Annotated in this window: 11 protein-coding genes; 1 reads left to right on the top strand and 10 read right to left on the bottom strand. The window is 67.0% G+C overall.

Annotated features, from left to right (window positions below; translation table 11 throughout):
- Nucleotides 1-119 precede the first annotated feature (119 nt).
- From ACEUEL_RS05225 to ACEUEL_RS05195, 7 genes are all read right to left on the bottom strand, one after another.
- Entirely contained in the window at nt 120-899 is a 780-nt protein-coding gene (locus ACEUEL_RS05225) for an NAD-dependent epimerase/dehydratase family protein (protein WP_405702872.1), read from the bottom strand.
- Nucleotides 896-2683 carry a glycosyltransferase gene (locus ACEUEL_RS05220; RefSeq protein ID WP_405702870.1) on the bottom strand — a complete coding sequence of 596 codons (1788 nt, stop codon included), beginning with the start codon at nt 2681-2683 and terminating at the stop codon, nt 896-898. Before ACEUEL_RS05220 ends, ACEUEL_RS05225 begins: the two co-directional genes overlap by 4 nt.
- Nucleotides 2684-2693: 10 nt before the next feature.
- Nucleotides 2694-3776: a nucleotidyltransferase family protein gene (locus ACEUEL_RS05215; RefSeq protein ID WP_405702868.1), complete on the bottom strand. Its 1083-nt coding sequence runs from the start codon at nt 3774-3776 to the stop codon at nt 2694-2696.
- Entirely contained in the window at nt 3773-4447 is a 675-nt protein-coding gene (locus ACEUEL_RS05210; protein ID WP_405702865.1) for a glycosyltransferase family 2 protein, read from the bottom strand. Before ACEUEL_RS05210 ends, ACEUEL_RS05215 begins: the two co-directional genes overlap by 4 nt.
- A 2-nt stretch (nt 4448-4449) precedes the next feature.
- Entirely contained in the window at nt 4450-4899 is a 450-nt protein-coding gene (locus tag ACEUEL_RS05205) for a PqqD family protein (protein WP_405702863.1), read from the bottom strand.
- A gap of 311 nt (nt 4900-5210) precedes the next feature.
- A complete protein-coding gene (locus tag ACEUEL_RS05200) occupies nt 5211-6392 on the bottom strand; it encodes a nucleotidyltransferase family protein (protein ID WP_405702862.1) in 1182 nt (393 codons plus the stop codon).
- Nucleotides 6393-6428: 36 nt separating this feature from the next.
- Nucleotides 6429-8156 (bottom strand): ATP-binding cassette domain-containing protein, encoded by a 1728-nt coding sequence (locus ACEUEL_RS05195; protein WP_405702860.1) that lies wholly within the window; start codon nt 8154-8156, stop codon nt 6429-6431.
- Nucleotides 8157-8819: 663 nt separating this feature from the next.
- Here ACEUEL_RS05195 and ltaE point away from each other — a divergent pair.
- Nucleotides 8820-9851, top strand: coding sequence for a low-specificity L-threonine aldolase (ltaE, locus tag ACEUEL_RS05190; protein WP_405702858.1), 1032 nt, complete (start codon nt 8820-8822; stop codon nt 9849-9851).
- Between the two features lie 80 nt (nt 9852-9931).
- On the opposite strand, the gene ACEUEL_RS05185 is transcribed toward ltaE, so the two are convergent.
- Genes ACEUEL_RS05185 through ACEUEL_RS05175 form a run of 3 tightly spaced genes read right to left on the bottom strand, consistent with a single transcriptional unit; the run spans nt 9932 to nt 13712 of the window.
- Nucleotides 9932-11182 carry an NAD(P)/FAD-dependent oxidoreductase gene (locus tag ACEUEL_RS05185; protein ID WP_405702856.1) on the bottom strand — a complete coding sequence of 417 codons (1251 nt, stop codon included), beginning with the start codon at nt 11180-11182 and terminating at the stop codon, nt 9932-9934.
- Between the two features lie 37 nt (nt 11183-11219).
- Nucleotides 11220-12002, bottom strand: coding sequence for an HpcH/HpaI aldolase family protein (locus ACEUEL_RS05180; RefSeq protein ID WP_405702853.1), 783 nt, complete (start codon nt 12000-12002; stop codon nt 11220-11222).
- Between the two features lie 18 nt (nt 12003-12020).
- Nucleotides 12021-13712 carry a GMC family oxidoreductase gene (locus ACEUEL_RS05175; RefSeq protein WP_405702851.1) on the bottom strand — a complete coding sequence of 564 codons (1692 nt, stop codon included), beginning with the start codon at nt 13710-13712 and terminating at the stop codon, nt 12021-12023.
- Nucleotides 13713-13766 lie beyond the last annotated feature (54 nt).

The following is a 13766-nucleotide window of genomic DNA, read 5'->3' as shown; positions in this document are numbered from 1 at the left end:
GAGCCGGCCTTGCCCAGCAGCGATTTGCTCAGACCCCCACTCCGCATATTCGCCAGCCATAGAGGTTACAGTGAACGGTGTCGGCGGAACGATCGGCTCTATGACCCGCCCGAAACCGCTCACTGGGCAAAGTCGCCCCCCCTCAGGCGTCGACCGCGCGGGCCGAGATGCGTCTTGCCGTCGATCAGGCGCCTCCTGGCGTCGGTATCGGGGCCCATATGGGCGAAGGTGAACCCGTAGTCCCTTTCCAGCCGCCCGTCGGTAGTCGAGTCGCCCGGATGCGGGGCAACGGCGTGCCATAGACGATATCCCGATCCGGCGGTCCGGAGCGCCAGCAGCACGAGGCGCGAGAAATCATCCTCATGGATGCCCAGCCCCGGTGAGGCTTCCGCCAGTGACGACACGACGTGGCCTATGCGCATCACCGTCACCGCCACGCCATGGCGGTCCGCGAACAGGCGCAGGGCGGCCTCGCCGAAGAGTTTGCTGACGGCATAACGGGTATCAGGAGCCGGGCCGCTGTTCTCATCCACCGGCACGTCGCGCGGGTAATTGCCGAGCGTGTGCATGGAACTGGCGAACACGATGTTGCCGATGCCGGCCTGGCGCGCCGCTTCCAGCACGTTCACGAGGCCCTCGATATTGTCCCGCGTCAGATCGCTCCAGGGGGCCTCCAGCGAGGTGGCGCCAAAATGGAGCAGCGCGCCGCCCCCCTGACACAGCCGGGACATATGGCGCGGCCGGTCCAGTCGGGCACGCATCATCGTCTCGTTGCCCAGAAGCGGGCGGACCCCGACACGATCGCTCAGGCGAACGGGATAGCCCTGGCTGGCCAGCGCCGGGCGCAAGATGCTGCCGAGCTTGCCCGCCGCGCCGGTCAGGATGATCGTGCCCGTCATGTGCCGCTCTCGGCCTGCCGCTTGCGTTGCAGCGCGTTGCGCAGCAAGCGCAACGGCGTCACCTGCGGGGCACTGAGCCCACGTGTCGAGTTGTGGGCGTGGCGCCGAACGTAAAGGGAGACAATATCGATCCTGTCGATCCCCAGCCCGGCATGGGCGGCGCTGGCGAACCAGTCGGTGTCTTCGCCAAAGCGCAGGGCCGCATCGAACATTCCCGCGCGTTCGAAGGCCCGCCGACGGTACAGGCCCGCACCGATATAGCGTTCGAACGCCTCGGCCGGGCTGCCGACCCAATGGAAGTCGCCTGCGGCATCCTCTTCCATCAATTGAGCGCGGCCCAGCACCACGTCGGCCTGCGGATGCGCCTCCAGCCAGACCAGCGCGGCGGCGAGCTTGCCGCGAGGCCACAGATCGTCGACATCCAGAAAGCCGATCAGATCCGCCGATGCTGCGAGCAGGCCGGTGTTGCGCGCCGCTGCCGGCCCGCCATTCTCCTGACGAATGAACCGGACCTGCAACGGCAGGGCATCGACCGCTGCGGTGACGTCATCGTACGATCCGTCGTCGACGACGATGATCTCGAGCTTGGCATGTCCCTGGTCGAGTATGGAATCGACCGCCTCCCTCAGAAAGCGAGCGCCGTTGTAGACGGGGATGATGACGCTCACCAGCGGGGCTGTAACGACCTCGGTTGTCGGCGTCGGCTCGCTATCCCGCAATCCGTCGAGCAGTGCGGCGATCGCATCGGGTACCGCGTCGCGACGATGGCCGAGAATCATGCGAAAGCACGGCAGCCGCGACAGCAGACGCTCGATGAAGTCCACCGTGCCGGGGCCGGCGTGAGGCAGCTGCGCGATCGTCGAATAGCTGACAGCGCCGACGAGCAGATCGGTGTGGGCCGGGGCAAAGCCGGTTTCCGGGCCATGGCCAAATTCCGGCGTCACCACGGCGCGCAGCGGCATCGACAAGGTAAGCCCATGGTCGAGATACATGACCGCTTTTTCCGGCTCCCCCTGGCCGCCATGCCCGAGGAATCGGGGCCCGAAACCGGCGAAATCCGCGATATTGTCCGCATGAACTTTTGCGGTGCGATACAGGCTGTGGACCTGTGGCGCGTCCCCGGCGGAGAGCACGACATAGTCGTCCCCGACATAGCGCAATCCGGCCTTCAGGCTGCTCAGGGCGCTGGTCGACTTGCCGATGCCGCCGCGGCCGGTAATGAGCACGGCGCCGGCCGCCGTGCCGACGGCGGCGGCATGGACGAGTTGCGCGTCATGCTTCACCATCCACCAGTGAAAGATCGAACGGAAGGGCGAGGCCATCGTCCAATAGGGCAGATCGCGGCCCGTCCGGACCCAGAAGATGCCCATTTCGCGATCGGCATCGAAAAGGCTGAGTGAGTATTCGCTGAAGTGATACGCGGAGCGGATGCGCGGACTGTGGAACGTCCAGATGTCGCCGCGCTCGCTGAAGCAGTGCGTCTCGACCGGCGGGGGGACAAGGGCGACGTCGGTGCTTTCGCTGTCCCAGACGTGAAGCTCGAGGCTGGGCGCTTCGGCCTCCTCCGGCGGCACGATCAGATGGGCGATGGCCGGCATCAACAATGCCTCCAGCGCCGAACCCGCGAAGATCAGCCGGGCCGTCTGGCCGGCAAGACGAATGGTGTGGGCGTGCTGCCCTTTCTCGGCCTCGGCACAGACCGTACAGGCGAGGACATCTTCGAAGAAGGTGACCTGGTCCTGCTCCGAGCGGTGGGAGAGGTCCGACCGGTGACTGGGGATCATGACGCCGCTCTCAGGCCCGCGCGGACGGCCGACGGAGGTTTCGGGCTACTTTGCGCAACAGCAGGGACGGCAAATGGCGTCGACGATCGCTGCTGAGCAAGCGCGCCAAATACGCAAAGACCGCGGAACGATGACGAGCTCGATGCGACATGGACGCGTGATCCCGAAGAAAAAAACGGCTCTCGATCCGTTCCACCGCCGTCGTCGGGGGCGTCTCCGCCGGCAGAACCACGTCGAAGCCCAATGTGTCGCGCAGATAGCGCAGCCCCATCAGCAGGCGATGGCTGACCATCGCCTGTCGCGCGGCGTCGTGAAGTTCAGACCAGTCGACCGGCTGATCGTCCCGCCGCAGGACCATCGCCGCGTCGTTCACCCAGCGCACGGGAGAGAAGGGCGTGTATCGCACGCCGGCGACGATGATGTGCAGCAATAGATAGGTCGAGTTCGGTCGCCGCAGGCTGCCGTCGAGAATGGAAAAGCTTTCCGAATGCGCCCAGAAGCGATCATTGGATTGCTGCGACTGGCATTCGCTCAGAATGTCCCAGCAGAGTTCCACTTTGGCGCCGGACGAGTCGTGCAGCAGGACGCTCGGGCGTCGGACCATGGTGTGTTCCGGGCTGCTGCGCCAGTGCGCGTCGGCCGACCAACCGGATGCTTCCAATGCCCGCACGGCTGCAAGCGCCTGTCGCCGGGGGACATAGAGCTCGATGTCGGTAATCGGGCGCAGCGCCGGGCTGGCATAGTAATCCCGAACCAGCGCCAGCCCCTTGCTCGCCATCAGCTCAACGCCCGCGTCCGCGACCAGGGAGACCACCTGCACGGCCCGTTTCAGTTGCAGCTGAGTGGCCGCCCAGCTGTGCCTGTAGACGCCTTTGAGCAAGGCCATCTGCGGACTTTCGCAGCCGAGCCGGGAGAGGTTGTGGTAAGCCTGCGGCAGCAGACTGAACGTCGCCTCATCCACCGGCTCGCGCAGGTCGTTCCGGGCGCTCCACTGGCTGAAGACGTCGATCGCCGCGTCGCCGCTCTCGAGACCGGCGCGCAGAAGCAGCACGTGCATCGGGTCGGGAAACGGCGAGACCCAGCCCTGGCTCATGCCTCGCTCTCCGCACGCCGCCGCCGAAGAACGTCGCGCAACACGCCCAGCCGGCGGCTCGCGTGAGCGCTTTCGTCGAGCATCATGTTCGCGCCATGAACGCGGCGGTAGAGCACGACGGCGTCCGTGCTCGCGATGCGCGGGGACCTCGCCATTGCCCGCGTCACCCAATCAATCATTTCGGAAGACCGCAGGCTCTCGTCATAGGCGCCGACGAGGTCCATGAACGCGCGGGAGATCAAGGTGGAACCCGCCAGCCGACCGGGGTGCGGCGGGCCGAGGGCGGGCGCGGACGGGCCGGCAGTGCCACGGCAATTCTGGACCGCGCCGAAAGCCATGTCGGCACCGTGCACCTCCATCAGGGCCATGCGGGCCGCGATACTGTCGACGGGCCATACGTCATCCGCATCGATGAACGCGATCACATCGCCCCGGCTTGCCGCGACGCCACGGTTGCGGGCAACCGCGACGCCCGAATTTTCCTGCCGCACGAGCCGGACGAGTGCGGGAAATCCGCCCGCGACCTCCGCGCTGCCATCGGTCGAGCCGTCATCGACGACGATCACTTCATCGGGTCGGAGCGATTGCGCCAGCACCGACTCCAGCGTCTCCGCGAGAAAGGACGCCGCGTTGTAACAGGGGATGACAACGCTGACGGAGCGCGACGCCATGTTTACTCCTTGCGCGGAGCAAGCGGCCAGCCGGCCTCGTCGACTTCATGGATCGGGTCGAGAAGCAGAAGATCCTTGAGATCGTCGTGCGCCTGGATCACGGGCGGCGCATAGGATGCCTGCGGCCAGGCGGGGGCGAGTGCACCGATGCGCTCAGGCACCGGTTTTACCAGATCGAGCGAAAGGGCGCTCGTCAGGAAACTCTGCGCCACCTCGGCCGCATGCTCCCGAGCAAGGGAGAATCCCCCGACCAAACGAGCCGCCAGATCCTCCACGGTCGCGCCGGTTTCGATCGCCGACCACAGCAGCGCGCCACTGCCGGTGCAATTGAAATACTGGCCGGTGCGGTAATGCATGATCAGCGATTCTTCGTCGATCGTTTCGCTGATGACGAGCGGACCGTTAGGCGCGTAGATAACCGCGGAATCCGGCGAAGGAATAGGTTCGCTCATTTGGCGCTCTTTGGATGTTGCACAGAGCATCCTGCATCGCCGGATATTGTCAAGTTCGAATTAATTTTACTATATTTCGATCGTATATTGCTTGAATAAGCCCATTTTGCCGCTTGTAAGCTGCGAAATTAGGCAGCGGCTTGGTGTAATGCCTGGCAGTCGCGGCCACGGCCCGGTAGATTTTCTCGGCGATCTGGGCGGACCTCTACGGCGCTTGGCGTGCGCTATGCCTGAAGCCTGGCCCGCCTTGGCCGGCGCTCGCCGAAGATGCGCCCGGGAGGACGGGGCACGCATCGCGATCATCGCGGGTATTACCTGAACGCGTCGGCATCGCGCCGCGCCGCCCGGCGCGCGGTTTTGGCCACGTAGCGGAGTGACGCCACGAAAAGTTTCGGCATCGACGTGTCGAACATGTCCGGCTGCCTCCAGCAATAGCCGCCAAGTTTGGCGAGCATGGTCTGCCACAGGCTCCGCTGGTACGTCGGGACCCGGAACGATCGGGTACAGGCGGCCTCCAGCCGGCGCCGCCCGTTCCACAGGTCCCGCATGACCGCCGCCGGCACGCGTACGTCAACCAGTACCGACAGCAGCTGGAGCGCATCGTACACCATGACGGTCACATGGCGCCGCCGCGCCTCGCTGACGAAGAGGTCCCAGTCGATGCTATCGTTTCCGTGCCGCAGGAGGCTTGCGGCGTCGGTCACCCAGCGCAGCGTCGGCGAGGTCTCCTCGTCCGATTTCACCTGGCTGGCCGCATGGGTGCAGATCAGAAGAAGCTGATCCTCGAGACAGGGAATCCGTACCTGCGCACGGCCGAGTTGCCCTTCGCTCGAACGCTTCCATACGCCGCTGTCCGTTCCGGTACGCAGGTCGAAATGGCTCATGAACTGATGGATATCCAGTTCGATGTCGCCGTCCGGCAGCGCCGTCTTCAAGGTGAGGCAGCGGCCGTCATAGTCGTCCGTTTCGATGGCGTGCGCGATCGGCTCCTCCTCGATGGGGAACCTGGCGGTCCACCCGTGCGGCATCAGCACGCGCAGCGTCTCGCCCATGCGTCCCTCCGGCACGAGCACGTCGACGTCGTCCATCGGACGGATGTCCACCGACACCAGTCCCGAGGCGACCAGCGCGGCTCCCTTCATGACCATCACCGGTATGCCGGCCTGGTTCAGCCGTATGATGGAATTCTCGGCGACGCCGAGGCGCTTCCGCGTGCGCGCCCAGAAGAGCCGGCGGACGCCCTTCATCTTGCCGTTCCAGGGATCCTCCAGCCCCAGATGGCCGAGGTTCCGATGCAGCAGCGGTATCTGCTTCAACGAGATCCAGTCCTGACGATCCGGCTCGCCCAGATGCGGCAGGAGCCGCTCGACGGCCTGGCGGCCATCGTCCCCGTCGAGAAGGCACGCCCGAAGCATCAGTATATCGCGTTCGTCCAGGCCGGTGCGTTTGCAGGCCTCGGCTGAAACCCCGGACTCGGAAAGGGTTGGTCCCATCAGAAACTCCCGCTGCAGGATTTCGTCACGTCCTGATCAAATGGCGGTCTTGGCGTCGGCGAGCGCCGGGGACTCCCGCCGCAATTGCCCGGCATCGAGCCGATATACCTCGTCGGCGAGTGCCACCACGGCGGGGGTATGACTGATGATGATCAACCCGGGCCCCTCGGGCATGGCAACAAGCTCCTGCATCAGATCACCGATGGTATCCGTGTCGAGATGGTTGGTCGGTTCGTCGAGGATGAGCAGCAGCGGGCGCGCGAGCAGGGCGCGAGCTATTGCGAGGCGTTGGCGCTCGCCGCCTGAGAGCAGAGAACCGCCCTCCCCGATCGGGGTATCATAGCGTTCGGGCAGCCGATCGATGAAATCGGCCCGCGCCGACCGGACGGCCGACGCGATCTCGTCGGCGGTGCGTTCCGGCAGGCCGTACAGAAGGTTTTCTCTTACCGAACCAGCAAAGAAATCGGGATGCTGCGGGACGACGCCGATGCGGCGGCGCAGACAGCGCAGGTCCAGCCCGTCATAGGGAATGTCGTCCGCCTCCACATGACCGGATTCCGGGCGGATGAAGCCGAGCAGGACATGGAGCAGCGTCGTCTTGCCGGCTCCATTGCTGCCGATCAACGCCACTCTCGAACGGCTGTCGAGTTCCAGCGTGACCCCTTGCAGCACTGGCCGGTCGCGATAGCGGACGACGACATCGCGCATCGCGAGCCGTCCGCCCCAGTCGATGACACGACGGCCACGATAGGGCTGCGGCGGCCCGACGGCCAGCAACTGCCGGAGCGTCGTCAAGGACACGCTTCCGGTCGCGATGGTCGGCAAGGAATCCAGCACCTGGCGGCTGTGGTTGTTGAGCATGCCCGCAGCCATCGCAAACGCGGTAAACTGGCCGAGGGTCAGCACCCCGGAAATGATGGCCCAGCCGCCGGCCGCGAGAAGCATCCCGCCGGCGGTGCCGGTCACCATCGCCCGCATCTGCGCGTGCCAGGCGAAGGTCATGGCCATCGCCTTTCCCGCCTCCTGCAGGCGGTGGATATGTCCTCTTTGCACCTCCACCTCCCGGTCCTCCGCCGCCCGTGCCCGCGTGAGGTCCATGTGCCGGAGCACGAAGCGCACGCCGCCGCTGAACTGCTCGAAGGCATGATGGTAGGTTCGCGCGCCCTCCCGCGTGCTGGTGGCCGTCCGGCGATTGAATTGCCAGAACAGGACACCGGCGACGACGGCCAATCCCAACAGACCGACATTGGCATGCAGCATGTAGAGGCAAAGACAGACAGAGGTGACGACGGCCGGAAGCGTGCCGCTCATCAGGGAGCCGCACATGACGTCGACACGCTCGGTATCCTGGACAATTCGCGCATGGGTACGATTGGACTCGGCCAGAACGGGCGATTCGCGGGCCAGCCCGTAGAGGGCGACGACGAGATCATCGCGCATGCGCGCGACGGAGCCTTTCACGAGGCGCAGGGTCCATGCCCGCAGGCCGACCGTCATGAGGCCTGCGCCGATCCGCAGGGCGATGAGCCCCGCGGCGGTGGCGAGCAGTTGACCGAGCTGCTTCTGCGGGATGGCCCTGTCTATGATGTTGGTCACCAGCCACAGCCCCGGCACGACCAGCATCGACGTCGCCGCCGACAGCAACACGCAAAACAGTACCTGATAGCGGACGGGTTGGAGGTAGCCCCAAAGAAACCCCACGGCCTCCCGGCTGAGCAAACCCTCGCCGCCGAAGAGCCATCTGCTGATCGTGCGGCGTTTCACGGTACCGCGCTCGACAGGCAGGCCGCACTCTGGAACGGCGTCATGACGGCTTCCCTGCGCTCGGTCATCTGCGACACCAATGGCCGGGGATCACGGTCATGCGGAGCATGGCATCCTGACGCTCTCGGAGCGGACGATAAGACGGTCGCCCCCAAGATCCAAGACACCATGGGATATGGGTCGTCAGCGTGGAGGATCCTGGTGCAGCCCCGGATGCGAAGACCACATTCGAATTCCGTGCTGTCTCGACTTCGCGATTCGCCTCGCTGCGCATCGTCGCAGCGGGCTCGTAGATATCATAGGTATTATCCTCGCCCTCGTCGATGACGCCAACCACCATCCGCCGCACTTCCGCGTGGCCTGAGGTCCTGCTCTTCGTGCCGATTTGGGGGAGATCAGCCCTCGCGGCCCGGCTTGGGATCAGCGACTGCTCGCTCCGCGACGGGAGGAAGCGGCACGCGATGACGGCGAGCTTTCGGGAGACGCTGCCGCTATCGAGGCGCATTGTCGTTCGCCGCATGATCGGGCGTGCCCGGCCGCGGTCCCGCACGCCTCGCAGGTCGCAATCGCCCGCCCCTCGCCCTTGTCTTTCAGCCCCTTCGGCCGCAGAACCGCGGTTCGCCCCTCGATCGGCTGCTGCCGACCTCCGCACCGGACACCGCCATGAACGCACTGCGCTATGATTTCCGAAGCGACACGGTCACCCGGCCGAGCCCGGCCATGCGCGAGGCGATGGCGGCGGCGCCGCTGGGCGACGACGTCTACGGCGATGATCCCACGGTGAACCGGCTGGAGGCCCTGGCGGCGGAGCGGCTCGGCAAGGAGGCGGCGATCTACCTGCCGAGCGGCACCCAATCGAACCTCATCGCGCTCATGGTCCATTGCGAGCGCGGCGAGGAATATATCGTCGGCCAGATGGCGCATTGCTACCGCTTCGAGGGCGGCGGCGCCGCCGTGCTCGGCAGCATCCAGCCCCAGCCGGTGCCGAACCAGCCGGACGGCACGCTGGCGCTCGCCGACATCGAGGCGGCGATCAAGCCGGACGATTTCCACTACGCCCCGACGCGGCTGCTGGCGCTGGAGAACACCTTCGGCGGGCGCGTTCTGCCGGTGGACTATGTCGCCCGGGCGACGGCACTGGCCCGCCGCCACGCCCTCGCCTGCCACCTCGACGGCGCCCGCGTCTTCAATGCCGCCGTGGCGCTGGGGGTGCCGGTGAGCGAACTCGCCGCCCCGTTCGACACCGTCTCCGTGTGCCTGTCCAAGGGTCTGGGCTCGCCGGTGGGATCGGTGCTGGTCGGCTCGCGCGCGCTGATCGACCGCGCCCGGCGCATCCGCAAGATGCTGGGCGGCGGCATGCGCCAGGCCGGAATCATCGCCGCTGGCGGGCTCTATGCGCTGGAGCACAATGTGGAGCGCCTGGCCGACGACCACGCCCTCGCGCGGCGCCTCGCGGAGGGGCTGTCGAACCTGCCCGGCATTTCCGTCGAGATGCCGCAGACCAACATCGTCTTCGTGGAGGTCGATACGGCGATCGCCCCGGCTTTCGCGGCGCATCTCGAGGCCGGCGGCGTCGGCATCACCGCCGGCTATGGCAGTACGAAGCAACGCTGGGTGACCCATCTCGACGTCGACGCGGCCGCGGTCGAGGGCGCACTCGCCGTCGTGCGCGACTTCTTCCGTACCCGGCACTGAGGCGGCTGCGGGCCGGCGAGACACCCCTCGCCGGCCCGCCCGCTTGGCCGCCCCCGCGAACGGAAAGCGGCCTGCGAAGGTCAGAAGCGATCCGGCCGGAAGGACGTCAGATCGATCGAGCTCGGCCTCCCGGTCGCGAGTTCGGCGACCAGTCGGCCGGTGATGGCGCCGCCGATCAGGCCCTGATGGCCGTGGCCGAAGGCGAAGATCGCGTTGCGGTGGCGCGGCGCGCGGGCGATCACCGGGATGCTGTCCGGCGTGCCGGGGCGATGGCCCATCCAGCGCGTCACCTCACCCGATGTATCAAGCGCCGGGAACATGTACTTCGCCTGACTCAACAATATGTCGGCGCGGGCCATGTTCGGCGGGGCGTCGAGCCCGGCGAACTCGACCGTGCCGGCGAGGCGCAACCCCTCCTCCATCGGCGAGGCGACGAATTTGCGCTCGGCCGAGATGGTCTGGATGCGCAGGCCGGTATCGGCACCCTTCACCATGGCGTGGTAGCCGCGCTCGGTCTCGAGCGGGATGCGGCTGCCGAGCTGGCGCGCCAGCTCGCCCGACCACGCGCCGGCGGCCAGCACGATCTGGTCGGCCGGCCGCTCCCCGGCCTCGGTGAGCACGGCGACCGGACCCGATGGGCCGAAGCGGAAGCCGGTCGCCTTGGCGCGGGTGAGCCGCGCGCCCTTGGCCACCGCGAGCTCGGCGATCTTCGCGACCAGCCGGCCCGGATTGGGGCACTGGCCCTGCTCGGGCAGATAGACGCCGCGCTTGAAGATCGGCGCCAACGCCGGCTCCAGCTGGCGCACCTCGTCCTGGTTCAGGATCTCGACCTTGACGCCGTGATGGCGGCGCAGGCCGAGCGAATAGGCGCTCTGCTCGGGCCCGTCCGACGCCTCATAGACGAAGAGCTGGCCGCGCTTCTGCAGCAGCTCCTCGCAGCCGGCCTCGCGGATCAGCGGCTCGTAGCACTCGAACGACAGGCGATGCAGCGCCCGCATCGCCGCTGAGATCTCCTCGACGCGCGAACGGCGCGTCGCGGCGAGGAAGCGCACCAGCCAGGGCAGCGCTTGCGGCAGATAGGCGAGGCGCACATGCAGCGGACCCTCCGGGTCCGCCAGCCATTTCGGGATCTGCTTCAGCATGCCCGGCATGGCGTTGGGGATGCACGAGCCGGGGCAGATGCCCCCGGCATTGCCATAGGAGCACTGCTCCGGCGAACCAGGGAGCGCGGGGTCGATCATCTCGACCTCGAACCCCTCGTCCAGCAGCGCATTGGCCGCGCAGACGCCGATGATACCGGCGCCGATCACCACCGCAGTTTGCTTGGCCATCTACCTCTCCCTGCCCGCTCTCCCCGTCTCCGCGCGCTTACGGCGCGAAGCTGTCCGGCGTGCCGGCCTTGAACAGCGGCAGCGCGCGGGCCACTGTCGACTGCAGCATGCGGAAGTCCGACAGGTAGGCCATGAAGCGGTAGCCGAGTTCGCGCATCTCCTTGGCGTACTGCACCGAGCCGGTGTGGATGCCCGGGATGACGCCGGCCTCGATGGTCTTGGCGCAGATGAACTCGATCGCCTCGTAGACCGCCGGGGTGCGCGGGTCGAATCCGGCCGGGCCGCCCATCGCCAGCGACAGGTCGGACGGGCCGACGAAGATGGCGTCGAGGCCCGGCGCCTTGAGGATGTCCTCGAGGTTGTTGAGCCCCTCCACCGTCTCGATCATGGCGAAGGTCATGATCGTCTCGTTAGCCATCTTGATGTAGTCCGGCCCGCCATAGAGCGAGGCGCGCAGCGGCCCGGCCGAGCGCTGCCCGATCGGGGCGTAGCGGCAGGCGCGCACGAAGGCCTCGGCGTCGTCGCCGGAGTTGATCATCGGGCAGATCACGCCATAGGCGCCGGCATCGAGGATGCGGCCGATGAAGGACGGGTCGTTCCACGGCGCGCGCACGATCGGCGTCGCGTCGGAGGTCGAGATCGCCTGCAGCATGTGCAGCATGTCCGCGTAGTCGACGGCACCGTGCTGCATGTCGATGGTCACGGCATCGAAGCCGAGCTTGGCCATCAGCTCGGCCGAGACACTGGAGGGGATCCCGCACCAGCCGGTCACCACTTCGCCGCCGGCCAGCAGCGTGGTGCGCATCTTGTTCTCTCTCATGGCGTAGTCCTCGTTATGTCAGCCGTTCAGGATGAGATCGGCGGCCTTCTCGGCGATGGCGATGGTGGTGATGTTGGTGTTGGCGGAGCAGACGTAGGGCATGACCGAGGCGTCGACGACGCGCAGGCCGCTGACGCCGCGCACGCGGCAATGGGCGTCGAGCACGGCCATCGGGTCATTGTCCGCCCCTATCTTGCAGCTGCCGGAGACGTGCCAGCCCGGCCAGACCGAGGCCTTCACCCAGTCGGCGATGGCATCGTCGCTCTTGACCATGGCGTGCAGCCGCTCGGTGGTACCGAAGCGCCGACGGATCAGCATGTCGCGGGCGAAGGGGGCGTAGTCGAACAGGGCCGCGGCGGTCGCGGTCTTGATCCAGTTCGAGAACTTCTTCACGCTGATGTCGCGGACCGCATCGGTGTAGCCGGCGAGGAACCAGGTGTTGATGCCCGCCTGCACGCCGGGGCTCTCCATGATCCGATAGAGACGCTTGAAGCCGTCGACGAGGCGCGCGAGGTCGCGCCCGTCCGAGGCGAGGTTGAGGTCGATCTCCGGCTCCACTGACGGGTCCGCGCTGGCGAGCCGCACCGTGCCGGTGGAATAGGAGCGGTTGATGCACACGTTCAGCCCGCCGAGGCCGAAACCGAGCGGATGCCAGCCGGCGCGGTTCACCGGCATGATCAGCATGTCGCCGTCATGGCAGCCCTCGACCCCCGAGGAATAGCGCACGCCGAGGAAGATGTGCCGGCGCATGCCGTGCGGCAGGCGGTGCTGCCGCTTCAGATGCGTGCCGACGGCAAGGTGCGGGTGCTCGTTGAGGTTCTCGCCAACACCCAGCACGTTGGCCACCACGTCGATGCCGAGGCTCTTCAGGTGCCCGGCCGGCCCGACGCCCGAGCGCATCAGCACGGCGGGCGAGTGCAGCGCGCCGGAGGCGACCACCACCTCGCGCGCCTTGATGGTCTCCGGCGCGCCGCCCCGCACCACCTCGACGCCGGTGACGGTGCGCCCCTCGAACAGGATGCGCCGCACCTCGGTGAGCGCGAGGATGGTGAGGTTCGCCCGCTTGCGGGTCTCCTTGTCGAGATAACCGATGGCGGTGGAGACCCGGTGCTGGCCGTCATTCGACAACGGCAGCGGAAAGGCGCCGTCCTCGAACGAGGCGTTGTAGTCGGCGCGATAGGGAATGCCCTCCCCCTCCACCGCGTCGAGCACGGCGCGGGTGAAGCCGGCCCATTGCTCCGGGAACACGCGGCGGATCGGGATGCGCCCGTCCTTGCCGTGCAGCGGCCCGTCGAAATCGAGGTCGCGCTCCAGCTTCTTGAAATACGGGAGCATGCCCTCCCAGCCCCAGCCGGGCAGGCCGATCGCTTCCCAGCCGTCATAGTCGCCGGGCAGACCGCGCACGGCGAACTGGCCGTTGATGGAGGATCCGCCGCCCATCACCTTGGCCTGCTCCAGCTTGGCGGGCTTGGAGGTACCGTCGTTGAGGCGCGGCGAGCGGTTGTAAACGCGCAGGTCCGTCCAGTGGTATTTCGGGTCGAAATAGGCGAGGCCCGGATAGCTGTCGGCGATGATATCCGGCACCGCGTCGGGCGGCGTGTCGGGGCCCGCCTCGATCACCGCGACGCGGTTCCCCGGCTTCGCCGACAGGCGGTTGGCGAGCACGGCGCCCGCCGAGCCGCCACCGACGATGACGTAATCGAACTCCATTATCGTGCCTTCCGCATCCTTATCGGTGCTTCGCCCATCGAGTTGCCGTTGCGC

The sequence above is a fragment of the Ancylobacter terrae genome, from assembly GCF_045108345.1.
Lineage (GTDB): Bacteria > Pseudomonadota > Alphaproteobacteria > Rhizobiales > Xanthobacteraceae > Ancylobacter.
The sequence above is the reverse complement of the archived record's forward strand: the minus strand, read 5'-3'. Positions and strand labels throughout refer to the sequence as shown.